This is a genomic window from Ensifer sp. ENS06 (assembly GCF_014852205.1).
GTDB classification, from domain to species: domain Bacteria; phylum Pseudomonadota; class Alphaproteobacteria; order Rhizobiales; family Rhizobiaceae; genus Ensifer; species Ensifer adhaerens.
Map to the genome: position 1 here is coordinate 25,285 of NZ_JACVBC010000020.1, position 24,246 is coordinate 49,530.

The 24,246-nt window shown below is 62.9% G+C and carries 20 protein-coding genes; 19 read left to right on the forward strand and 1 reads right to left on the reverse strand.

The features are described 5' to 3' along the window. Positions 1 to 49: 49 nt before the first annotated feature. A complete protein-coding gene (locus IB279_RS34400; RefSeq protein ID WP_192340840.1) occupies positions 50 to 847 on the reverse strand; it encodes a C1 family peptidase in 798 nt (265 codons plus the stop codon). A 340-nt stretch (positions 848 to 1,187) separates the two neighbouring features. Between IB279_RS34400 and IB279_RS34405 the strand changes: the two genes are divergently transcribed. The 19 genes from IB279_RS34405 (at position 1,188) to queE (ending at position 24,175) form a co-directional block, all read left to right on the forward strand. Beyond that, on the forward strand, positions 1,188 to 2,117 hold the full coding sequence (locus IB279_RS34405; RefSeq protein ID WP_060606068.1) for a sugar ABC transporter substrate-binding protein: 930 nt from the start codon (positions 1,188 to 1,190) through the stop codon (positions 2,115 to 2,117). 111 nt (positions 2,118 to 2,228) lie between these two features. Further along, positions 2,229 to 3,122, forward strand: a complete 894-nt coding sequence (locus IB279_RS34410; RefSeq protein ID WP_060606065.1) for a DMT family transporter — start codon at positions 2,229 to 2,231, stop codon at positions 3,120 to 3,122. Positions 3,123 to 3,404: 282 nt separating this feature from the next. After that, a complete protein-coding gene (locus IB279_RS34415; protein ID WP_246802242.1) occupies positions 3,405 to 5,018 on the forward strand; it encodes an ABC transporter substrate-binding protein in 1,614 nt (537 codons plus the stop codon). Positions 5,019 to 5,037: 19 nt separating this feature from the next. Next, a complete protein-coding gene (locus IB279_RS34420) occupies positions 5,038 to 6,021 on the forward strand; it encodes an ABC transporter permease (protein ID WP_192340842.1) in 984 nt (327 codons plus the stop codon). After that, entirely contained in the window at positions 6,018 to 6,920 is a 903-nt protein-coding gene (locus IB279_RS34425; RefSeq protein WP_060606064.1) for an ABC transporter permease, read from the forward strand. The genes IB279_RS34420 and IB279_RS34425 overlap by 4 nt, the downstream gene beginning before the upstream one ends. Continuing rightward, complete coding sequence (locus IB279_RS34430) at positions 6,917 to 7,732, forward strand: ABC transporter ATP-binding protein (protein ID WP_192340844.1); 816 nt, start codon at positions 6,917 to 6,919, stop codon at positions 7,730 to 7,732. The genes IB279_RS34425 and IB279_RS34430 overlap by 4 nt, the downstream gene beginning before the upstream one ends. Continuing rightward, entirely contained in the window at positions 7,729 to 8,670 is a 942-nt protein-coding gene (locus IB279_RS34435) for an ABC transporter ATP-binding protein (RefSeq protein WP_060606060.1), read from the forward strand. Before IB279_RS34430 ends, IB279_RS34435 begins: the two co-directional genes overlap by 4 nt. Before the next feature lie 87 nt (positions 8,671 to 8,757). Next, positions 8,758 to 10,782, forward strand: a complete 2,025-nt coding sequence (locus tag IB279_RS34440; RefSeq protein ID WP_060606057.1) for a beta-N-acetylhexosaminidase — start codon at positions 8,758 to 8,760, stop codon at positions 10,780 to 10,782. A 256-nt stretch (positions 10,783 to 11,038) separates the two neighbouring features. Next, a complete protein-coding gene (locus tag IB279_RS34445) occupies positions 11,039 to 11,917 on the forward strand; it encodes a LysR substrate-binding domain-containing protein (protein ID WP_089043002.1) in 879 nt (292 codons plus the stop codon). Positions 11,918 to 12,112: 195 nt separating this feature from the next. Beyond that, positions 12,113 to 13,537, forward strand: coding sequence for an aldehyde dehydrogenase (aldA, locus tag IB279_RS34450; RefSeq protein ID WP_060606052.1), 1,425 nt, complete (start codon positions 12,113 to 12,115; stop codon positions 13,535 to 13,537). A gap of 107 nt (positions 13,538 to 13,644) precedes the next feature. Then, the gene (locus IB279_RS34455; protein ID WP_206615367.1) at positions 13,645 to 14,922 is read left to right on the forward strand and encodes a nitrate/nitrite transporter; all 1,278 of its coding nucleotides are present in this window, start codon (positions 13,645 to 13,647) and stop codon (positions 14,920 to 14,922) included. Between the two features lie 5 nt (positions 14,923 to 14,927). Beyond that, the gene (locus IB279_RS34460; protein ID WP_034789633.1) at positions 14,928 to 16,145 is read left to right on the forward strand and encodes a mandelate racemase/muconate lactonizing enzyme family protein; all 1,218 of its coding nucleotides are present in this window, start codon (positions 14,928 to 14,930) and stop codon (positions 16,143 to 16,145) included. 21 nt (positions 16,146 to 16,166) lie between these two features. Further along, positions 16,167 to 17,780 carry a GMC family oxidoreductase gene (locus IB279_RS34465; RefSeq protein ID WP_089043049.1) on the forward strand — a complete coding sequence of 538 codons (1,614 nt, stop codon included), beginning with the start codon at positions 16,167 to 16,169 and terminating at the stop codon, positions 17,778 to 17,780. Positions 17,781 to 18,022: 242 nt separating this feature from the next. Next, complete coding sequence (gene ggt, locus IB279_RS34470; RefSeq protein ID WP_034789631.1) at positions 18,023 to 19,762, forward strand: gamma-glutamyltransferase; 1,740 nt, start codon at positions 18,023 to 18,025, stop codon at positions 19,760 to 19,762. 207 nt (positions 19,763 to 19,969) lie between these two features. Then, a complete protein-coding gene (locus tag IB279_RS34475) occupies positions 19,970 to 20,326 on the forward strand; it encodes an SPW repeat protein (protein ID WP_060606044.1) in 357 nt (118 codons plus the stop codon). Between the two features lie 679 nt (positions 20,327 to 21,005). Then, positions 21,006 to 22,139, forward strand: a complete 1,134-nt coding sequence (locus IB279_RS34480) for a YdcF family protein (protein WP_192340846.1) — start codon at positions 21,006 to 21,008, stop codon at positions 22,137 to 22,139. A gap of 235 nt (positions 22,140 to 22,374) precedes the next feature. Next, on the forward strand, positions 22,375 to 23,085 hold the full coding sequence (gene queC / locus IB279_RS34485; RefSeq protein WP_089043004.1) for a 7-cyano-7-deazaguanine synthase QueC: 711 nt from the start codon (positions 22,375 to 22,377) through the stop codon (positions 23,083 to 23,085). Then, positions 23,085 to 23,441 carry a 6-carboxytetrahydropterin synthase QueD gene (gene queD / locus IB279_RS34490; protein WP_060519321.1) on the forward strand — a complete coding sequence of 119 codons (357 nt, stop codon included), beginning with the start codon at positions 23,085 to 23,087 and terminating at the stop codon, positions 23,439 to 23,441. The genes queC and queD overlap by 1 nt, the downstream gene beginning before the upstream one ends. Beyond that, positions 23,438 to 24,175: a 7-carboxy-7-deazaguanine synthase QueE gene (gene queE, locus IB279_RS34495; RefSeq protein ID WP_060528951.1), complete on the forward strand. Its 738-nt coding sequence runs from the start codon at positions 23,438 to 23,440 to the stop codon at positions 24,173 to 24,175. Before queD ends, queE begins: the two co-directional genes overlap by 4 nt. The last annotated feature ends 71 nt before the right edge of the window (positions 24,176 to 24,246 follow it).

Sequence of the window (24,246 nt, forward strand, 5' to 3'; positions counted from 1 at the left end):
CGGCTCCGTTCAGGGATGGTAGATCGGGCGGCGGGCAAGCCGCCCGACGTCAGCCGGTGATGTACATCGCCTGGCCCTGGGCGAGGCATTGGAACAGCTCGTAACCCATCCAGATGTAGCCGCGACGCCCGTTCCATTCGCAGCCCCAATTCTCACCGAAGCTGTTCTGGATGAGAATGGCCTGCTGCTCGTCGTCATAGCCGATGATCAACATGCAATGGCCGGTGTTCGGCAACTTTTCCAGAGGCCTTCTCAATGGGCCCGGCCCTTCATATTGCATGAAGCCCTTGTTCAGTGACGTGCCGTAGCAGAGCGCTCCGCCCGCGACGATGACGGCCTTGATCGCGTCGAGATCGCTGGTCTCGACCGTCGCCCAGCCGGGTATCTGGAAGCTGTCGTCGGGAAGGGCGCCGGGATCGTAGCGCGACCACAGCTCGGGACAATTCGGAAAATAGGGAGCCGTCTTCCAGTTCGGGGTGCCGCGCTGCTTGAGCAGGTTGAGATAGGAGGCCAGTTGTGATCCCGCGCAGCCCGTCTTCCCGTAGCTCTTCATCACTTCGATGTAGATATGGGCCGGACTTGCCTGCCGCAGGGGCTGCAACGGCGCTTCGCCGGTCGAAACGGCCGCCCAATAGGTGGCAAGCCCGTAGGTCGTGGCCCAGGCGGCGCAACTGCCGGGGCTGCCGACATGGCTCGGTGTGCCCTGCGCCTTGGGCGGCGGCAGGTAGAGCGCGTTCACGGTTGCCGCGCTCGGCAGTGATGCGGGTATCGGCGGCCGGAGCGTCGGGCCATCTTCCTTGATCGTGGGATCATAGCCGAAGTTGAGGATTGCTTCCTGTACGGTCATCGGGATCTCCTGCCGACAGCGAGGGTTGCGTGGGTTAAAGGCGTGATGTCACAGGCGTCGCGCGCCGCCGGCGTTTCCGGTGAGACACAGCCGAAAGCGGCTCCCTCGTTTCCCGAAGGCGCAGTCGAAATCTCCCCGGGAAACGCGGCGCTCGTATCAAGATGATGCACTCATAGGTAGATCTTATCAGGATTTTGCATGCCGAAAATCCCGAGTTTCGCGGGGTTTCGATCATTCCATTGAAAGTCAATAATGAAACGCATGTTTCATTATTGACTTTCAATGGACCATGTATTCCGTTTATGACTCACAGGTCATCTGTTCCTTTGGGAGGTTTCGAATGAGGAAGTTGCTGTTTGCCGCCATGTCGGTTCTGCTGGCTGGTACCGCTCACGCCGAAAACATCGGCATCACCATTGCCCGTTCCGATAGCGCGTTCCTGACGATCCTGCGTCAGGGCATGGAAGACCGCGCCGCCAAGCTCGATGGCGTTTCGGTTCAGGTCGAGGACGCCCAGAACGATCCGAGCAAGCAGCTGGACCAGGTACAGAACTTCATATCCTCCGGCGTCGACGCGATCGTCGTGGTTGCCGTCGATGGCGACGGCACGCCGGCGCTCACGAAAATGGCGAGTGCCGCCGGTATTCCGATCGTCTACGCCAACCACCCGCCGGCCGATGCAGATGCGCTCCCGGCGACTGCCGCCTTCGTCGGTTCGAACGAGATCGATTCCGGCACGCTGGAAACGAAGGAAGTGTGCCGGCTGCTTGGCGGCAAGGGTTCCGTTTATGTGCTGATGGGGCCGCTCAACAATCATTCGTCGCTGACCCGGACGAAGGATGTTCACGACGTCATCGCTACCGATGACTGCAAGGGCATGAGCGTGATCGAGGAACAGAGCGCCAACTGGGATCGCCTCGAGGCGAGCAACATCATGACCAACTGGCTCTCGACAGGACGGGAATTCGATGCCGTCATCGCCAACAATGATGAGATGGCGATCGGCGCGATCCAGGCGATGAAAGCGGCGGGCACCGACATGTCGAAGGTGGTGGTCGGTGGCATCGACGCGACGCCGGACGGGCTTGCCGCCATGGCCGCAGGCGATCTCGACGTTACCGTCTTCCAGAACGCAATCGCGCAGGGCGCGACCGCGATGGATGCCGCCATCGCCCTGGCGCGGGAGGAAAAGACCGAACGGCAGATCTGGGTTCCGTTCGAACTGGTGACACCTGAGAACATGAAGGACTACGCCAAGGCGAACCAGTAGACGGCCGTTCTTGTCACAATCCGAACAATCACTGGTAGATCTCGGTTTTAACCGACAGAGAAGCCGGCAGGCCGCTCGCTACGGCCTTTCGGCTTCTCTGGTATCCAACAGATGACCCCTGATCGTTCCGCCCAGCCCCCTTCCCAGCCGATTGCCGATCTGCAGATCGCGATCGCGGCCTTTGTGGCGGGCGCCGGATGGCTGTTTTCGATCCACGCTCTTGCCGAGTTTCCGCCGCTGCTCTTCCTCGGCAGCCGTTTTGTCATCGTCGGTCTGCTGATCGGTCTCTTGGCGAGGTTCGCATCCTTTGCCGAACTCGGCAGGGCGGTGCGCCTGCTGCTTCCCGCCGCGCTCGCCCTTGCGGTCGCCATGATGGCCTGGATTTTCGGCCTGAAACAGACGACGAACCCGGGCGTTGCGGCCTTCATCACCTCGACCGGCATCCTGCTGGTGCCGGTTTTCGGCCTGCTGTTCTTCGGCTGGCCGGTCGGGCGAGCGCTCTGGATCTCGATCGCCGTCGCGCTTGCCGGGATGGGCTTGCTGTTTCTTGGCCCCGGCGCTCGGGTCGAGGTGGCTCACCTCTATTTTGTGGTCTCGGCCCTGCTTTGGGCGGCGAGCATTGCGTTGGTCAAACGCAATTCCACCGAAGTAGGCGCGGTGGCCACAGCCGCGATCCAGCTGGTGGTCGCAGGAGTGGTCATCCTCGCGGTCTCGCTGCCTGTCGAACAGATGCCTGCGGCAGTCCCTTCGATCGCGATCTGGGGCTGGTTTCTGGCAAGCATCCTGATCTCGACCTGCCTGCGCTTCGTCCTGCAGTTTCGCGGCCAGCAGATGATCTCTGCGGCGCGGGCATCGGCAATCATGTGCTGCGAACCGGTATGGGTTCTCGTCTTCGCGCTGGCGTTTCTGGGGTCACCCTTGAGCCTTTCCCAGATCCTGGGCTGCGCAGTGATTCTGCTCGCGATGCTTGGCCAAGTCGTTTTCCGACCAAATTTCGCCGCCTGAAAGAGCCGCCAAATCGCGAGATTTCGGAAGTGGTATTCTCGTTCGAAATACCACTTGGCGGTTCGGACCATAACTTTAGTCTCGGCGAAAATACCCCGATTGACAGCGCGACTTTGACGGACTTATCGTTAAGTCAAATTACTTGACTTAATAGTTCGATCAACGAAACCTGAGGGGGAATTCGTCATGACGGCAGTCGAGGAAATGCGGCCTTTGCGCAACGCGCCGGGGGTCGGAAGGAGCGGAACGACACGGCGTTTTGTTGGCGTCGCGACCGTGCTGATGATGATCGGCGCCGCTGAGGCCCGCGCTGAATCCGTGCTCACCATGCACATCGAGGAGCAGACGAGCTGGGTGCAGAATTTCAACCCGTTCGACCTCGGCGGTCGGCGGCAGAGCACCATGGATTTCGTCTACGAGCCGCTGGTGATCTTCAATGATTACGACGGCGGCAAGCCGGTCTTTCGGCTTGCGACTGCCTACAAATTTGCCGACGACCTGAAGTCGATCACCTATACATTGCGCGACGGCGTGAAATGGTCGGACGGCAAGCCGCTGACCTCGGCAGATATGAAATTCACGCTCGAGCTGATGCTGAAGAACCCGGCGGTCGATACCGTCGGCGTTGGCGAAACCGTCGCTTCGGTGGAGGCGCCGTCGCCGGCCGAGGTGAAGATCAACCTCAAGGATGTCGACACGCATTTTCCGGAGTCGCTTGCCGATTTCCCGGTGGTGCCCGAGCACATCTGGAAGGACGTGAAGGATCCGCTGGCCTTCAAGAACGAGACGCCCGTCGGCTCCGGTCCGATGACCGAAATCCGCCGCTTCACGCCCCAGGTCTACGAGCAGTGCCGCAACCCCAACTATTGGGACGCGGCGACGCTGAAGGTCGATTGCCTGAAGCTGCCGCAGATTTCCGGCAACGACCAGATGCTGGCGCTCCTGCCGGAGGGCTCGATCGACTGGTTCGGCTCGTTCCTGCCGCAGATCGACAAGACCTATGTCGGCCTCGACCCTGACCATAATGGCTACTGGCAGCCTCCGGCCGAAACCGTTTCGTTCCAGATGAACTTCAAGTCGTCGAATCCGGGCAACGCCGAGGCCTTCAACGATATGACGTTCCGGCGCGCTTTCAGCCTTTCCATGGATCGCACCGCGATGGTCGATATCGCCGGTTTCGGCTATCCCGTCGTCAACACCCATGCGAGCGGTCTGCCGCCGCGCTTCGACAGCTGGCGCAACAAGGCCGCCGAGGGTGCTCAGGACGAGTGGCTCGCCTATGACATCGACAAGGCCAACAAGCTGCTTGACGATGCCGGCTACAAGAAGGACGGCGAGGGCTTCCGCACCACGCCGAGCGGCAAACCGATCGCCTTTCCGATCATCGTGCCGAACGGCTGGACCGACTGGATCGACGCGGTGCAGATCGCGGCCGAAGGCTTGCGCAAGATTGGCATCAACGCCTCTGTCGCAACGCCCGAATACGAGCAGTGGCAGAAACAGATCCTCGACGGCAGCTTCGAGGCGGTGATGAATTCGCGTGCCGACGGCCCGACGCCTTTCCGCGGCTACTTCCAGTCGCTGTCGACCGGCTTCGGTGGGCGTATCACCAGCGCGCCGTCACGCTATTCCAACCCCGAACTCGACAAGGTCTTCGATAATTACCGCCGGGCGGCGACGGACGACGACCGCAAGAAGCTGTTCGATCAGGTGCAAGTGATCGTCGCCGACAACCTGCCCGTCGTTCCCGTCTTCAACGGTCCGACCTGGTATCAGTTCTCGACCAAGCGCTTTACCGGCTGGGTGACGAAGGACGAGCCTGTCATGAACCCCGAGGATCACGACAACAACCGGATGCGGCTGGTGCATCTGCTCCGCCTGAAGCCCGTACAATAAGCGGCAGCGGGTTCCAGCGATGCGACTTTCCCGTCGACGGCTTACCGTCTACTGCGTGGCGTTCCTCTTCGCGATCGTCATGAACTTCGCGGTTCCCCGGCTGATGCCGGGGTCCCCCGTCGACAGCATGATCGCCCAACTCGGACCGCGGGCAACGCCCGCGGGCATCGAGGCGATCAAGGCGCGTTTCGGTGCGATCGAGCAACCGATCTGGCAGCAGTTCGTCGACTATGTCGTCGGGCTCGCCCATTTCGATCTCGGCGTCTCGGTCAAGTATTATCCGCAGACGGTGCTTGAAGTTCTCGGCCGCTCGGCCGGGTGGACGGCGTTTCTCGTGGTCACCGCCATAACCTTCTCTCTTTGCATCGGTGTGCTGCTCGGCGCCGTCGCCGCCTGGCGCCGTGGCGGGCGTTTCGACAGTTTCGTCTCGCCGTTCTCGGTGGTGCTGATTGCCGTTCCGCCCGTCATCATCGCGCTTGCGACGCTTTTCACTTTCGGCGTGACGCTCCGGCTGCTGCCGGTCGGCTACGCCTATGATCCGAGCCTCGACCCGGGGCTGAACTTCACCTTCTTCGGCAGCGTCTTCCTGCATGCGATCATGCCGGTGCTGACGCTCTCGCCCTATCTGATTGGCGAGTTTCAGACGACGATGCGCTCCAGCATGATCTCGGTGCTCGGTGAGGACTACGTCACCATGGGGCGAGCCAAGGGCCTCTCGGAAGCAGCCGTCATGTTCGGCTACGCGGCGCGCAACGCCATGCTGCCGGTGCTCACCAACCTGGCGCTGATGCTGGGGGCGGTCTTTGGCGGCTCGATCGTGACCGAGATCGTCTTCAACTATCCGGGTCTCGGACTGACGCTCTATACGGCAAGCGTTGCCCGCGACTATCCCGTGATCCAGGGGCAACTGCTGCTGATGACGATCGCCACGCTCGGCGCCAATCTTCTGGTCGACATCATCTATGGCGTGGTCGATCCGCGCATAAGGGAGGGCAGGGCATGAATGCGGGCGTCTCCTTGTTCTGGCGGCAGAAAAAAGCCGTCGCCGGCCTTGTCATCATTCTCACGCTCTGCCTGATGGCGCTGCTCGCGCCGGTTCTCGCACCGGGTGATCCGAGCGAGCGCGTCGGTCGTTCGCATCAGCCACCAACCGTCGAGCATGTCTTCGGCACCACGAAGATGGGCCGCGACGTCTTCTCGCAATTCGTCTGGGGTGCCAGGCCGTCGCTTGCCGTCGGCTTTGCCACCGGCCTTGCGATTACCGCGCTCGGCACCATCGTCGGCCTCGTCGCCGGTTACTTCGGCGGCCGCACGGATGCGACGCTTGATCTCGCCACCAATGCCGTCCTTGTCATACCGAATATTCCGCTGCTGATCCTGCTTGCGTCTTTTGCCGGCACGGTCGGGCCGATGGCGATCATGGCGATCATCGCGCTCACCTCCTGGCCCTGGGGCGCGCGCATGACGCGGTCGCAGACCATGGCGCTCCGGCAGCGTGAATTCGTGGTGGCGGCGCGCATGGTCGGCGAGCCGCATTGGCGGGTCATCTTCGTCGAGATCCTGCCCAATCTGGTGCCGCTGATCGGCATCAACGTGGTCGGCAGCATCATCTATGCGATCGTCGCGCAGACGACGCTCGAATATCTCGGCTTCGGCGATCCGCTCCGGGTGACCTGGGGCACCATGCTCTACAATGCGCAAAACTCCTCGGCGATCATCGTCGGCGCCTGGTGGGACATCGCCGTTCCGGCCGCGGGCATCGCGCTCGTCGGTCTTGGTCTCGCGCTCATCAACTTCACCTTCGACGAGATCGCCAATCCGCAGCTTCGCTCCGGTCCGGCGCTCAGCCGCTGGCTGCGTCTCACGCGGCTGCGCCGTCGCGAACTGGAGGCGGCCCGATGAGCGATGCACTCCTGGAAATCCGCAACCTGAACGTCGATTACCTGCTTGACGACGGCGCTTTCCGCGCGGTTAACGATGTCTCCTTCGAGGTGCGCCGCGGCGAACTCTTCGGCCTTGCCGGCGAATCCGGCTGCGGCAAGAGCACGACCGCCTATGCGATCACGCGGCTGTCAAAACCGCCGGCCTGGGTCGCCGGCGGCGAGATCCTGCTCGATGGTCAAAACCTCCTGAAGATGCCGGAAGCGTCGCTTCAAAACGTGCGCTGGCGGCGGATCGGCATGGTGTTCCAGAGCGCAATGAACTCGCTCAACCCGCTGATGCGGGTCGAGGCGCAGTTTTTCGACGTCTTGCGCAAGCACACCGGCGCGACCAGGCCGCAGGCCCGTGCACGGGCCGAAGAAATGTTCCGGCTCGTTGGAATCCCGATCAACCGCCTCGACGACTATCCGCACCAGTTCAGCGGCGGCATGCGCCAGCGCATCGTTATCGCAATCTGCCTGGCGCTGAAGCCGGAACTGATCATCATGGACGAGCCGACGACGGCGCTCGACGTCGTCGTGCAGCGGGAAATCCTGGAGCAACTCGTCGACCTGCAGCGCAACCTCGGTTTTTCGGTGCTGTTCATCACCCACGACCTGCACCTGATGGCGCAGCTCTGCCATCGCATCGGTGTTATGCTCAAAGGGCAACTGGTTGAGGTCGGCGACACGCAGCAGATCAGCCGTGCGCCGGAACACGACTACACGCGGAAACTCTGGGGCGCGATCCCGCAACTGCCCTCATCCGTCCGCAGCCTGGGGGTCGTCGAATGAACGTGATGCCGCTAACGACGACCATGGCTGATGAAGACGACGCGATCGTGCGCCTCAAGGACATCAGGCGCAGCTTCGGTACCGTCGAGGCTTTGCGCGGCATTTCGCTCGCCTTGAAGCCCGGCCGGGCGCTGGCGCTCGTCGGCGAATCCGGTTGCGGCAAGACCACCTGCGCCCGCATCGTCGCGCGGCTCGATGCGCCGACATCGGGGACGATGGCGTTTCGCGGCGCCGACGTTACCCAGGCCGGAGGAAGGGCCGACGAAAAGACGCGTCGGCGGGCGATCCAGATGGTGTTTCAGGATCCCTTCGCCTCACTCAACCCGGTGTTCTCCGTCTACCATCACCTCGCGCGGCCACTGCTTTTGCATGGTCACGCCAAGAACGGGGGCGAGGCGAAAGCTGCCGTCGCGCGTCTGCTCGCCGATGTCGGTCTGGACGCCGATGTGACGGCACGAAAGTTTCCGCACGAACTGTCCGGTGGCCAACGCCAGCGCGTCAACATTGCTCGGGCGCTTGCCGTCGGGCCGGATGTGCTCGTTGCCGACGAGCCGACATCGATGCTCGACGTGTCGATCCGCCTCGACATCCTGGAACTGCTCGCGCGCATCAAGCGCGAGCGGAACCTCGCCATGCTCTACATCACCCACGATATAGCCACGGCCGCCCACATCGCCGAGGAGGTCGTGGTGATGTTTGCCGGGCAGATGGTCGAGTGGGGCGAGACCAGCGCCGTCATCTGCAATCCCCGCCATCCCTATACGCAACTGCTTCTTTCCGCGGTCCCCGACCCCGATCGCCCCTTTGTGCCAGGGCAAAGCGCCCGCTTCCTTGCCCATGCCGACGACGTGCGGCGAAAGAGCCGTCCGGCCTCCGACAACGTGGAAGAAGTTACCGTCAATCACTTCGTCCGTGCCCTTGGCCAAACGCCGGCGTGAGCTATGTGAACCGAGGACCTGCATTCCCCAAGAAACGCGCTGGCCGCCCGGGCGGCCGTAGAGACCAATCACTCATGGAGCCATTTGATGACGTTTGCCGCCAAATCTGACTATCTTCTGGAAACGCTCTGGGTGCCCGTCGGCACCGCCGACAGGTCGGTCTATGCGCTGACGCTCACCAACAATTCGGACCGGCCGATCAAGGGCTTTCGCCTCGGCGTCTCGGGCCCGGCGCGCATCGATCCTGCCGCTGAGGTCGAGGGCGGGCAGCTTCTGGTCCGGCTCTCCAACTATGCGGAATTCGCGCCGCCGGAAGGTTTTGAGCTGAAGCCCGGCGCGACCTGGACGCTCAAGGCTCACGGCATGAGCTTCGAGCCGCGCCACTGGACCGATGGCGCCAACGCCGCCTTCCTCGTCCTGTCCGATGGCACGAATGCGCCGGTTGCCGTGCTTGCCTCGCGGGCGCACGGTGACAACGCCGAGCTGAAGCGTGGCGCCGCCGTCTATCCGGTGCCGAAGGTGGCCCCGGTGCCAGTCTCGATCGTGCCGTGGCCGCAAGCGGTTGCGGTCTCCGGTCAGCTATTGGCGCCTCCGGGCCTCGATCTGAAGGCCGAAGGCAGTGAAGTGTCCGCCGCGGCGAAGGCGTTTGCCGATCTCACGGCCAGCCTGTTTCCGGTCGAGGGCATTGTCCGGCCGGCGGCGGAGGGCGGTTTCCCGGTCGAATTGTCAAAGGCGTCGCACCTTGGTCCGGAGGCCTACACGATCCGTTTCTCGCCCGCCGGCGTCGCCATTTCGGGCGGTAGCCAGACGGGTATTCTCTACGGCCTGATCACGCTCGGCCAGGTCCTGCGCGGGGCGCGGTCGCATCCGGGCACCTTCGTGTTTCCGACGGGCGGGGAGATCAAGGACGAGCCGGCGCTCGCCTGGCGCGGCACCCATCTCGACGTCGCCCGGCAGTTTTATAGCACCGCGGAGGTCGAGCGCTTCCTGCAGTTGATGGCCTGGAACAAACTCAATCGCTTTCACTGGCACCTGACCGACGACGAGGCCTGGCGCGTGGAGATTGACGCCTATCCGGCGCTCACCGAAATCGGCGCCTGGCGCGGCCATGGCCGCAAGATCCCGCCGCTGCTCGGCTCCGGTCCTGAACCGACCGGCGGCTACTACACCAAGGCGGCGGTTCGTCAGATCGTAGCGCTTGCCGCCAGCCTCGGCATCGAGGTGATGCCGGAAATCGACATCCCCGGCCATTCCTATGCGATGCTGCAGGCAATCCCGGAACTGCGCGATCCCGAGGAAAAGGGAAGCTATCATTCGGTCCAGGGCTTCCCGGACAACTGCCTCAACCCGGTGCGCGAGGAGACCTATCGCGTGCTGGAAGTCATCTTCGACGAGTTGATCGAACTCTTCCCGATGCGGGCGATTCATGTCGGCGCCGACGAGGTGCCGCTTGGTGCCTGGTCCGGCTCGCCGGAAGCGCTCACGCGGCTTCGTGCACTTGCCGGCGATGAGGTCGCTGAAACCCACGCCAAGCGCCTGAACGTCGTCACCAACACCCATGGCGCCGACGAGATCGACGGTTCGGGTGCGGCGGTGCTGCAGGGCGAGTTCCTGGCGCGCGTCCAGGCGTTCCTGGCGAGCCGAAACTGCGTTACCGGCGGCTGGCAGGAGGCAGCCCACGGCAACGTCATCGACAAGGCGAAGGCGTTGCTCTTCGGTTGGCGCACGGTCGAGGCGTCGGCCGCGCTTGCCGAGGAAGGTTACGACATCGTCGTCTGCCCGGGCCAAGTCTACTATCTCGACATGGCCAACAGCCCTGCCTGGTCGGAGCCCGGCGGCAGCTGGGCCGGCTGGTCAGACCCGGAAAAGCTCTACACCTTTGACCCGGTCGAAGGCTGGACCGACGCACAGAAAAAGCACCTGCTCGGCGTGCAATGCTGCATCTGGTCCGAACCGATGACCGACCGCGCCGTCTTCGACCGGCTCGTCTTCCCGCGGCTTTCGGCGCTCGCCGAAACCGGATGGACGCGACCCGAACGTAAGTCCTTCAAGCGCTTCGAGGCGCTGGTCGGGCTGATGCCCGTGCTCTACGGCTTTTATGCTGCGGAGTAGGCGCGGTTAAGTTTCCAGTTTTCGTCTGGGCTTGGCCAGGCGATGGATTGGATAGGCAAACGGCGGCGAGAGCCGCCGTTCGTCGTTCGGAGCTAGCCAGGCGTGCGCTTCCGCTTTGCTGGACACGATTTGGATTTTCGTGCTTGTGCGCCGGAGCGTGACACGCAAAGGTGCGCATCGATCCCGCGACGACCCGCGGGATGCAGCGTTTCCTGAGGCCAAGTTATCGATGCGAAGACTTCCTGGATTGTCGGCGATGAAGGTCTTCGAAGTGGTCGGGCAGACCCGCAGCTTCACGCGGGCGGCCGAGCGGCTCAACCTCACGCAAAGTGCGGTCAGCCGCCAGGTTCGCAACCTCGAGGATGAGCTTGGCGAAGACCTGCTCATCCGTCGCCACCACCATCTCGAGCTGACGCCGGCCGGTGCCGAACTGCTGGCGACGATCCAGGAAGCGTTCCATAGCATCGAGGTTTCGCTGCGCAGCATCACCGAGAAGAGCAACCAGAACCGCTTGCGGATCAACGTTCCGCCGACCTTTGCCAAGCGCTGGCTGCTGCCGCGTCTGCCGCGGCTGCGCGAGGCCCTGCCCGACGTCGATATCAGCCTCAGCACCGAAGCCACGGACACGCTTGCCGAGCGCGGTCTTCTCGACTGCGCCATCCGCTTCGGCGATGGCGAGTGGCCGATGCTGGATGCCAGCATCCTGATGACGGAGCGGCATGTCGTCGTCTGTGCGCCATCACTGCTCGAAGGGGTGAAAGTCGAGGGCCCGACGGATCTTCAGCGCTTTACCTTCCTGCACGTGCTTGCCTCGCCCGACCGGCGCTATCTGACCTGGCGGCATTGGCTCGACGCAGCGGGGTTCCAGGATGTCGATACCCGCGGCGGGCTAGAGTTCGACCTGCTCGATCTGGCGATCGAAGCGGCCTGTGCGGGCCTCGGCGTCACGGTCGCCGACCGTTCGATGGTGCGCGGTCAGTTGGAAACTGGCCAGCTCGTGCAGCTTTTCGACGTCGAAGTCGAAGGGCATGAATCCTACTGGTTCGTCACGCGGCCCCAGGCCGGAAACGACCGCAAGGTCGACGCGTTTCGTGCCTGGCTGCTTACGGAAGTTTCGGTCGACCGGGCTGCCTGAGCCAAGCATTCCATTTTGGAATGCTCTCGCTGAAAATTACTCGCTTGTGCCTCCGGCCCTATCGTCGCAACAGTTTCGTGACGGTCTCGGTCGGGGAGAGAGACGGGCCGTCGCTCGTTGTGCTCTCTCCCGCGCAGTCCGCTTGTCCTGCGCGCCTTTGGCGCCGGGAGCTGCGGCCAACACATCCGAGATGCCATGAGCCCCTATCGCAATTTTTCCGGCGGTCGTTTCATCGAAAGCACGTCTGCGGTGACGATCGACGTCCGTAATCCGGCGACAGGCCAGGTCTTCACATCGGTGCCGGCAGCAACGGATGAGGAGGCAACAGCAGCGGTCGAGGCAGCCATGAAGGCGCAGCGCGCCTGGGCGGCACTGCCGGCCATCCAGCGTGGCGATGCGCTGCGTCGACTGGCGACCGTGCTGGAAAGCCGGGCTGAGACCATCGGCGCTGCCCTGGCGAAAGAGTCGGGCAAGAGCCTCGCCGACGCGACCGCGGAAGTCATCTACGGCGCCGAACTGATGCGCTACCACGCCGAATGGGCGCGCCGCATCGAGGGCGAAGTGATCGAGAGCGACAATCCCGGTGAAACCCTGCTCTTGAAGCGTGTTCCGATCGGCGTCGTTGCCGGGCTGATCCCGTTCAACTATCCGATCTACACACTGGTGCGCAAAATCGCCCCGGCGCTGATTGCAGGAAACGCCGTTGTCGTACGGCCGAGCAACAATACGCCGACATCCGCCTTCGTTTTTGCCGAAGCGATCGTCGAGGCCGGCCTGCCGGAAGGTCTCGTCAACATCCTCACGATGTCGCATGACGTCGCGAAAACGCTCTGCACCCATCCCGGCGTCGGCATGATCACGCTGACCGGCAGCGTTTCGGCCGGCCGCATCGTGCTCGACTACTGCAAGGAAAACATCGCCAAGCCCTCTCTCGAACTCGGCGGCAAGACCCCCGTCATCGTCGAGCCGGATGCGGATCTCGATGCTGTGGCACAGGCGATCGTCGCCGCCAAGACGGCCCATTGCGGCCAGGTCTGCACCAGTGCCGAGCGGCTCTATGTACACGAAAGCGTGCATGACACGCTGCTCGCCAAGCTGCGCGAAGGTTTCGCTGCCCGCGCCTTCGGCGACCGCGCCGAGGATGCGACCCGCATGGGCCCGCTCGCCAACGCCGCCGCGCAGAAACGCGTGCATGAAATGGTCGAGCAGGCGCGGGCGGAAGGCGGAACGGTCGAGACCGGCGGTTACCTGCCGGAAGGACCGGGCTACTTCTATCCGCCGACGCTGATTTCCGGCTGCCGCCAGGAGATGGAGATCGTGCGCGAGGAGGTCTTCGGGCCTGTTCTCGCGGTGATCCGCTACTCGACCTTCGAGGAAGCGCTGGCGCTGGCGAGCGACCATCAGTTCGGCCTGAGCTCGGTACTCTTCACCGAGAACTATCGCACCGTAATGCGCACCAGCGACGCCATCGAGGCCGGCGAACTCTACGTCAACCGTTTCCCGGCGGACCCCTATCAGGGCTTCCACGCCGGTTGGAAACGCTCGGGCCTCGGCGGCGACGACGGCAAGCACGGCATGCTGGAATTCACCCAGACGCGCCTCGTCGTCCTGAAACACTGATCATTTGAAATGACGCAATTCCGGACGGGAACCGGAATTGTTCGGACATCAACATCAAGACCGGGCCGATGGCATGCTCCCGCCATCGGTCGGGGAGGAGACTACCCTTGAGCTCAATTTCCGAAACAGAAATCGCTGCGCCGTCCGTGTCGGCCCGCAGCCGTTACCTGCAACTGGCGCTGATCGTGATCGCCGCCGGCGCGATCTATCCGATCCTCTACCTGCGCCAGTCCTACCAGACGACGATGCTGGAGGTGCTTAAGCTCACCAACACCGAGCTTGGCGTTCTCTATTCCATTCTCGGCACCAGCTTCCTGGTCGGCTACCTGCCGAGCGGCTGGCTCGCCGACCGCGTCCAGCCGCGCATCCTGATCCTCGTTTCCATGGTCGGCACGGGACTGCTCGGCCTCTGGTACGCGACGCTGCCCGGCTACTCATCGCTTCTCGTCATCTATTGCGGCTTCGGCGTCACGACGGGCCTGACGTTCTGGGCCGCCACGCTGAAGCAGGTGAACCTGATCGCCGGCGCCAATGAGCAGGGACGCTTCTTCGGCATTCTCGACGGCGGCCGTGGCCTGGTCGAGGCGCTGCTTGCCAGCGTCGCCATCGCGCTCTTCGTCTTCACGACGGAAACGCGCGGTGCCGGGCTTGCCATGGGTTTCCGTGATGTCGTGCTGCTCTATGCCGTTTTCTGCATCGTCGTCGGCATCGCCTATTTCGCCGTGTCGCAGCCCGTCGCTGTCGAGAAAGGCGCGCGCAAGCGCGAAGGCAACCTGCTTGCCGACATCAAGACGCTGCTCCGTATCCCCGAGGTCTGGCTCGTCGCCGCCATCATCTTCTGCGGCTATCACGTGTTCCTCGCGACCTACAGCTTCTCGGCCTATCTGCAGGAAGGCGGCTTCGGCATTTCCGCCGCGATGGCCGGCCTGATCGTCACGATCAAGCTCTGGCTGCGCCCGGTCGGGGGCATCGGCGGCGGCCTGCTCGGTGACCGCTACGGCAAGACGGGCATCCTGCTCCTGAGCTTCCTCGTCGCAGCCGCCAGCCTTGTGGCGATGATCGCCCTGCCGGGCATCGGCTCGACGGTCCTCTTCGTCGGGCTGGTGCTGCTCGTCGGCCTCATCACCTATACGATCCGTGGCCTCTACTGGGCGATCCTCGACGATTGCCACGTGCCGGCCAACATCACCGGCCTTGCGATCGGCATCATCTCGCTCGTCGGCTACGCGCCCGACACCTACCTGCCGCTCGTCAACGGATACCTCTCAGACCGTTATCCGGGCATCGCCGGCTACCAGTTCTATTTCGGCTACATCGCCGCCATCTGCGTCCTCGGCGCCATCGCCACCCTGGTGCTGATGGCCCGCCTCAAGAAAAGGGGATGACACAAATGAAGATCGCGTCTCTCAAGACCTATGCCGTCGCCGTCCCGCCGCCGCATGTGGGCGGAATGTACTGGATCTTCGTGCGCCTCACGACCGCCTGCGGCATCGAGGGCATCGGCGAGATCTACGCGACCTCGTTCCATCCAAAGGCGCTGACGCCGCTGATCGAAGACGTCTTCGAGCGGCATCTGCTCGGCCATGATCCGCACCAGATCGAGCGCTTCTGGCGCTCGGCCTATTCGAGCGGCTTCACCCAGCGCCCCGACCCGACGATGATGGGCATCGTCTCGGGTCTCGAAATCGCCTGCTGGGATATCATCGGCAAGGCCGCCGGCCGGCCCGTCGCGGACCTGCTCGGCGGCACCGTGCACGAGAAGCTCCGCGCCTACACCTATCTCTACCCGAAGAACGCGGCTGGAGAGTTCGACTTCAACGATCCGGATCTCGCCGCCGGATGCGCCGTCGAAATGGTCGAGATGGGCTTCACCGCCGTCAAGTTCGACCCGGCCGGTCCCTACACCAACTATTCCGGCCACCAGCTTTCGCTCGGCGTGATGGACCGCTCGGAGGAATTCTGCCGCAAGATCCGTGACGCCGTTGGAAGCAGCGCCGATCTGCTCTTCGGCACGCACGGCCAGATGGTGCCGTCCTCGGCGATCCGGCTGGCGCGGCGTCTCGAAAAATACGACCCGCTCTGGTTCGAAGAACCGGTTCCTCCCGGACAGGAAGCGGCGATGGCAGAGGTGGCGCGCGCGACCTCGATCCCGATTTCGACCGGCGAGCGCCTGACGACCAAGTACGAGTTCCAGCGCGTCCTCGAACTGAAGGCTGCCTCGATCCTGCAGATGAACGTCGCACGCGTCGGCGGGCTTCTCGAGGCGAAGAAGATCGCCGGCATGGCAGAAGCCTATTACGCCCAGATCGCCCCGCATCTCTATAACGGCCCGGTCGGGGCTGCGGCCAGTATCCAGCTGTCAGCTGCGTCGCCGAACTTCCTCATCCATGAGGCGATCCTCGATTTCAGCGGATTTCATGCGGATGTGCTGAAGACCAAGCTCGCCGTCGAGGATGGCTACATCATCCCGTCGCGCGAGCCTGGCCTTGGCATCGAGCTCAACATGGACGTCGTCGAAAAGCACACGCCGTACACCGGCGAGCGCCTGCACCTGCAGATGGACAGCCGGCCGGCGGACGTGAAGGCCTTCGCGCCGGCACGCGGATAACAGCGACGATAGGACATGCAGATGATCTACGACTATATCATCGTCGGCGCCGGGTCGGCCGGCTGCATTCTTGCGAGCCGGCTCAGCGAAAATGGTCGCCACAGGGTGCTTTTGATCGAGGCCGGCGGCAACGACAATTCCTTCTGGTTCAAGATCCCGGTCGGCTACGCCCGCAGCTACTACAACCCCCAGGTCAACTGGATGTATTCGAGCGAGCCGGAGGCCGAGCTTCAGGATCGCAGCATTTACGTGCCGCGTGGCAAGGTCCAGGGCGGATCCGGCTCGATCAATGCGATGATCTATGTGCGCGGCGCGCGCGACGACTTCGACGACTGGAAAAACGCCGGCAATACGGGCTGGGGCTATGACGATGTCCTGCCCTATTTCCGCCGGCTCGAAACCCATGCGCGCGGATCGTCCGAATGGCACGGCGGCGAAGGCCCGATCCACATCACCCCGATGCGCGGCATGACGCACCCGATCACCGACGCTTTCCTCGAAAGCTGCGGATCGTTGCAGCTGCCGCTGAACGAGGATTTCAACGGCGCCTCGATCGAGGGCGCCGGCGTCTACGACGTCAACACCAACAACGGCCGCCGCTCGCATTCGAGCGCGGAGTATCTGAGGCCCGCCCTCAAGCGTCCCAATCTCACGATCGAACGCTACGCGCAGGCAGAAAAGCTGGTCTTCGGCGAAGACGGACGCGTGACCGGTGTCGATGTCATCCAGAATGGGACGCGGCGCCGCTTCACGGCGGGGCGCGAGGTCATCCTGGCCGCCGGTGCGGTCGGTAGCCCGCAGCTGCTGCAGGTCTCGGGCATTGGCGACGGCAAGGCGCTGTCGTCGCTCGGGGTCGAAGCGCGCCGGCATCTGCCGTCCGTCGGCCTGAACCTGCAGGATCATCTCTGCGCCAGCTTCTATTATCGCGCGACGATCCCCACGCTCAACGACGAGTTCGGCAGTCTGTTCGGCCAGATGCGTCTCGGTCTGCAGTATCTCTTGACCGGCAAAGGACCGTTCTCGATGAGCGTCAACCAGGCGGGCGGTTTCTTCCGCGGCCGGCCCGACGAAGACCGGCCGAACATCCAGCTCTATTTCAACCCGCTCTCCTACCGCATCCCGACGGATCCGAAGGCCGGGCTGAAGCCGGAGCCCTATCCCGGCTACCTGATCTGCTTCAATTCCTGCCGGCCGACGAGCCGCGGCAGCATCTCGATTGCGTCCGGCGACCCCTCGGTGAAACCGCTGATCCGGCCGAACTACCTGACGACCGATCGCGACATCGACGAAGTGCTGCAGGGAAGCCGGCTTGTCCGCCGGATCGCGTCGGCCTCGGCACTCTCATCGTTGACGGCGGAAGAGATTTCGCCGGCGCCGCGCGTGGAAAGCGACGAAGCGCTGATGGACTATTTCCGCGAAAACTCCGGCTCGATCTATCATCTTTGCGGCACCTGCGCGATGGGGCCGGACCAGGAGAGTTCGGTGGTCGACAGCCGCCTGAAGGTTCACGGTGTGCCCGGTCTTCGCGTCGTCGACGCCTCGATCTTCCCCAACATCACCGCGGGCAACATCAACGCGCCGACGATGATGGTTGCGGAGAAAGGTGCCGATCTGATCCTTGCCGATGCCGCCTGAGCGGCACGGCTTTCCTGTCGACTGGGGGACCCGACGCGGTCGCCGGTCAGGCATAGGGGTGTCTTCGAACGTCAGGCGTGATTTGCCATCGCCGATTGAGCGTGACTATACTTCCCGCACTTCATAGCCGTCCATATCAGGTGCTTGCCCCTACCGAACGATCGTTGCCACCGCGCTCGACGCGGCGAGACCACGGTCAGTGAAATCTGGCAATGCGCCGCGAGCCTGCGAGGGAGAGACGCATGCCGAGTTTCCGCTTGAAGACCCTGTCGATTACGTTGCTCTTTGCATCGAGCCTGACGCCCTGGGCGGTACAGGCGGCTTCACCCGAGCCCGTGAAGGCGGAGCACGGCATGGTGGTCACGGCCCAACACCTGGCATCCGATATCGGTGTTGCCGTGCTGAAAAGCGGTGGCAATGCCGTGGATGCAGCCGTTGCCGTCGGTTATGCGCTTGCCGTCACCTATCCGACCGCCGGCAATATCGGCGGCGGCGGTTTCATGACCATCCGCTTCAAGGACGGCAAGACGACGTTCCTCGATTTCCGCGAGCGGGCGCCTCAAGCTGCGACCAAGACCATGTATCTCGACGCCAAGGGCAATGTCGTCGACGGCCTGAGTACCGAGGGCTATCTCGCCGTCGGCGTTCCCGGCCCGGTCATGGGCTTCGAAATGGCGCGCAGCCGCTATGGCACCAAGCCGCTTGCCGAATTGATCGCTCCGGCGATCGCGCTTGCCAAAGACGGCTTCGTGCTGGAGCAGGGCGATATCGATTCCTTCGAGGGCGAGACGGACAGGCTCGCCAAGGACCCGGCCGCAGCCGCGATCTTCCTGAAGGACGGCAAGCCGTTCGTCGCTGGCGAGAAGCTGATCCAGGCCGATCTTGCCGCATCGCTTTCGAGCATCGCCGAGAAGGGCACCGACGCCTTCTACAAGGGCGCGATCGCCGACCAGATTGTCAAGGCGAGCGCGGAGAAAGGCGGCGTGCTCGCCAAGGCAGATTTCGAGCGCTACGCCGTGCGCGAACTGGAGCCGGTCAAGTGCAACTACCGCGGCTATGACATCGTCTCCTCGCCGCCGCCATCCTCCGGTGGCGTGATCATCTGCGAAATCCTCAACGTTCTCGAAGGCTACCCCATTTCCTACATGGGCTATGGCGCCGCCGACACCGTGCATGTCATGATCGAGGCCATGCGCCACGCCTATGTCGACCGCAACACGTCGCTCGGCGATCCTGATTTCGTCGAGAACCCCGTCGCCAAGCTTACCGACAAGGCCTATGCCAAGGACATCCGCGACAAGATCGATCCGTTCCGCGCCGGCGTTTCCGCCACGCTGATCCCCAAGGGTTTCGGCGAAAGCAAGGAGACGACGCACTATTCGATCATCGACGACGAGGGCAATGCGGTTGCCGTCACCTATACGCTGAACGGCTCCTTCGGCGCCGGCGTCGTGGCGCCCGGAACCGGCATCCTGCTCAACAACGAGATGGATGATTTCACCGCCAAGCCAGGCGTGCCCAATCTCTACGGTCTGGTGCAGGGCGAGGCCAATGCGATCGCGCCCGGAAAGACGCCGCTGTCATCGATGAGCCCGACGATCATCTCCAAGGACGGCAAGCCCTTCATGGTGATCGGCAGCCCCGGCGGTGCACGCATCATCACCATCACGCTCGAAGCGATACTCAACGTTATCGACCACGGCATGAACATCCAGGAAGCGGTCGACGCGCCGCGCGTCCATCACCAGTGGCTGCCGGACAAGGTGTTCATGGAGCCCTATGCGCTCTCGCCAGATACCCGCAAGCTGCTGTCGGCCATGGGCCACAATGTCCAGATCGATGAAAGCTGGACGATCTGGGGACAGGCGACCGGCATCCTCGTCGGCGGCGAGAGCCTTTCGGACATCGAGGCCGGCGGCGGCGCCCGCTACAATGGCGCAGTCGACAGCCGCATCGGCGCGGGTGCTGCGCGCGGTTACTAGACGCACGCGAATCGGCGCAAAGCTGCGCCCTCGACACCCATTCAGAGCGGCGGATCGTCGGTTCGCCGCCTGATTTCGCGCATGCGACCACCGCGTGCTCACGCGAAAAAGATTTGAAAGCGGTTCCGGTTGAATTTATTATGTTTTCAGAGCGTGCGACCGCACGCGATCGTACGCTTTGGCCAAGCTTCATTCGTGGAGGTTGTCATGGCACTGATGGAAGGAAAGAAAGCACAGGACTGGGTCAATCTGGTTCTTGCCGTCTGCCTGTTCGTCTCCCCCTGGATCATGGGTTTCGTTGTCGAAAGCGTTCCGGCCTGGAACGCTTGGGGCGCCGGCGTCGTGCTCGGCGTTCTGGCTATCGCGACGCTTGCCATGTTTGCGGAATGGGAAGAATGGGCAAGCCTCATCGTCGGGCTCTGGCTGATCGCTTCACCCTGGCTGCTCGGTTTCTCGACCAGTTCCAACCCCATGTGGACGCATGTCGTCCTTGGGGTGTTGGTGACCGCGCTCGCGATCTGGGCCGTCTGGGACGAACGGCAGCATCCGCATGCACATGCATGACGATGAGTAGAGAAGATTGCGGCCCGGCGCCGCAGCGCCGGGCCGCAATCGGTTTGCATCACTCGTTGCAATTTTGCATTTGCGGCTGGCCGGATCGAGAGCGAAATCTGAAAAACCGTGCGGAACCGTCCTCTTCGGATTTGCGTGAGTTCAAAGGTCAGATCCCTTCGAACAATCCAAACGGGCCAGCGCACCGATTCACCTTACGGTGTCTTCGACAGCACGGCGCGCAACGACCGCCCCGAACTCCCGAGCGCCGGAGTAGGTTTTCGGCTACCCATCGGCAGCGAGGTCGTTCAAGCAGGCTTTGCTCTTGCCGAACCATGGAAATCACTGCCGGCAAGCCAATGTTCATGACATCCTGGTCATTCAGCGATTGCGCACGCCCGCTGCGCGGGCGATGGCGTGCAATTGGATAATACCAATATAACGCCAATCAGCGACTGTTTCGGAACGTGAACGCAACTTGTATGCGCTATCTGTAAGAAATGTAACACGAATTATTCCGGCTTCAGTCGCCATTACGGATAGTTGCGCCGCCGCGATCTGGACAGGTGGTCATGTTTTGGTATTTCTAATACTGGCCTCAAGGAGATGGGCCAAATCGGAAGTGAATACGGAACGCTATCGGCCCGAGGGCGAGCAAGCCGGCGGGCAACCGGAAAACTGGGAGATTTAAATGAAGCCGAGTTCCATTTTTGCCCCGTTGGGGTCGACCGTGACAGCATCGGGCACCCCGCGTTCGGTAAAGGCGGGTAGCGCACGGCGCCGCCTCCTTGGACTGTTGACAGCGACAGCGTGTCTCATTTCAGCGGTTCCAGCCGGCGCCTTCGACCAGGCAAACGCTGCCCGTATAAAACAGCTGGTCGACACCGGCATGCAGTATTACTGGTCGGGCGGCGACGTCAAAAAGGCGGAAGCCGAAGTCTTCAAGGGCATTACGCTGCATGGCAAATATGATGTCGTGGAGGAAGCCTTCAAGGAAGCGTCGACGCTCGCGCCTGAGCGGTTGGATTTCCAATATGCCGTTGCTGCGACCCAGATCATCCAGAAGAAGCTCGACGACGCGCAGGCGACCTTCCAGAGCATCCTTGGCAAGGACCCGACCGCTTTTGATGCGCAAAGCTGGCTTGAGGCAATTGCCCGCATCCGTGGCGATGAGACCGGCGCGGCGCTTGCCCACCAGGCGCTGGCCGGTCTCGATCGCGAGAGAGCCGAAGAGTATCGCAAGCGGTTTGTTCGCGCAGAACAGATCATGGCTGAAAAGCCGAACTTCGACGTCCCGACTGTGCCAGGGAAAGTCGTGATCGTCGCGCTGGGCTACGCGCTCGCCGATGACGGCAAGGCGCAGCAAACCTTGCTCGACCGTCTCGAGGTGACGTTGAAGGTCGCCGAGGCCAACCCGACAGCGCTCGTCATGGTGAGTGGCGGCGTGCCGAAAAATGGCGTTACGGAAGGTGACGTCATGTCCAAGTGGCTGGTCGACAAGGGTATCAGTCGCGATCGCATCATGATTGAGGACAAGTCGAAAGATACGATCGGCAATGTGATCAATGCCGCCAATCTCCTGGTGCGGCATCAGGCCGACACGGTAATCCTGGTGACCAGTTCGAGCCACATGCGCCGCGCGCGCACGGTCATGGAGGATGCCTTGAAGCAGCGCGACCTGCCATCGGCAGTGGTGCCGCTGAATGCACTGGACGCGCCAAACCAGGATGAAGCGGCAAAGATCGGGGCCGACGAGCGGTTGGTCATTTACCGTGATCTGATGCGGGTTTCGGGCGTATGGGCCTATCCGGGGCTGCAGCAGTAGTCATCGGAACATCCCCGAAAGCGCCTGATGCTTGCGCGTCCCACCCTTGCACTTAAGGGTGGGACGCGTGCGTTTCTGGCTCAGTTTGAGAATGCGCCGGTCGCGTGTATGGCACGCAGGAAGAGGCTGCGTACTCCCGCACTTCAACATAATGCTTCCCATCCGTCCTGCTTTGCCCTAGAAGGCGCGCCGTAATCCGGTCGCAGCCTACCCGGTCAAAACAAGGACACCTATCATGAAGACAATCGTCATCTGCTCCGGCGGATTGGACTCGGTATCGCTTGCCCAAAAGGTCGCAGCCGAACACGAACTCATTGGCCTGCTCTCCTTCGATTACGGCCAGCGACACCGCAAGGAACTGGACTTTGCCGCCGCCTGTGCCAAGCGGCTCGGCGTTCCGCATCAGGTCATCGACATCAGCGCGATCGGCGCCCATCTCACGGGATCGGCATTGACGGACGATGTCGACGTGCCCGACGGCCACTACGCCGAGGAAACGATGAAAGCGACGGTGGTTCCGAACCGCAACGCCATCATGCTCGCCATCGCCTTCGGGTTGGCAGCAGCGCAGAAGGCGGATGCGGTGGCCGTCGCCGTGCATGGCGGCGACCATTTCATCTATCCCGACTGCCGTCCCGGCTTCATCGACGCGTTTCAGGCGATGCAGAACCACGCGCTCGACGGCTACGCCGACGTCACGCTCTACGCGCCCTATGTGACGATTTCGAAGGCGGATATCGTCACCGACGGCGCGAGCCACCAGACGCCCTTCGAAGCGACCTGGTCCTGCTACAAGGGCGGCGCGCGCCATTGCGGGCGCTGCGGCACCTGCGTCGAGCGGCGCGAGGCCTTCCATATGGCCGGCGTTGCGGATCCGACCGACTACGAAGATCCGGATTTCTGGGTGGCGGCGACGTCGGCCTTTGCGGCCGAGGAGGTGAAGTGATGTTCCGGATCACCAAGGAATTCCATTTCTCCGCCTCGCATCAGTTGAAGAGCCTGCCGGCAGACCATCAATGTGCGCGGCTGCACGGCCACAACTACATCGTCGAAGTCGAGCTTGCCGGCGCGGAGCTCAACGAGCACGGCTTCGTGCGCGACTATCACGAGCTTTCGCCACTGAAGCGCTACATCGACGAGAGTTTCGATCACCGCCATCTGAACGACGTTCTCGGCCACGACCGGGTGACGGCCGAATGTCTGGCGAAGCACTTTTACGACTGGTGCAAGGCGAGGCTGCCGGAAACCTCCGCCGTGCGTGTCAGCGAGACGCCGAAGACCTGGGCGGAATACCGGCCATGAGCGGGCCCGGCGAAACGCGCATCCGTGTCAGCGAAATCTTCGGGCCGACGATCCAGGGCGAGGGCATCCTGATCGGGCTTCCGACCGTGTTCGTGCGAACCGGCGGCTGCGACTATCGCTGCAGTTGGTGCGACACGCTGCACGCGGTCGACAGCGAGTATCGCGACCAATGGCTGCCGATGGGCGTCGAAGAGATCTGGAGCGAGGTCGTCACGCTCTCCGGTGGCAAGCCGCTGACGGTCTCGCTTTCCGGCGGCAATCCGGCGATCCAGCCGCTGGCGCCCCTGATCGCCCGCGGGAAAGCCGATGGCTATCGCTTCGCGCTGGAAACGCAGGGCAGCATCGCCAAGGACTGGTTTGCGGATCTCGACGTGCTGGTGCTGAGCCCGAAGCCGCCGTCGAGCGGCATGGAAACGGACTGGCAGGCCTTCGACGACTGTCTTCGAATGGCAGCGGATGGGCCGCAGGTGGCGCTGAAGATCGTCGTTTTCGACGAGCGCGACTATGCCTATGCCCGGGATACGGCGGCCCGGTACCCCCATCTGCCGCTCTACCTGCAGCCTGGCAACCATACGCCTCCACCCCCTGACGACGACGACGCCAAAGTCGACATCGACGGCATCATCGATCGCATGCTCTGGCTTGTCGGCAAGGTGACGGAAGATCGTTGGTTCGAGGCCCGCGTCCTGCCGCAGCTGCACGTCCTGCTCTGGGGCAACAGGCGCGGGGTGTAGGCGGCAGGCGCGCCCTTACCGCTTGCCGGCAAGCGCCTTCGCGCTTGGATCGCCAATCGGCGGCAGCTATG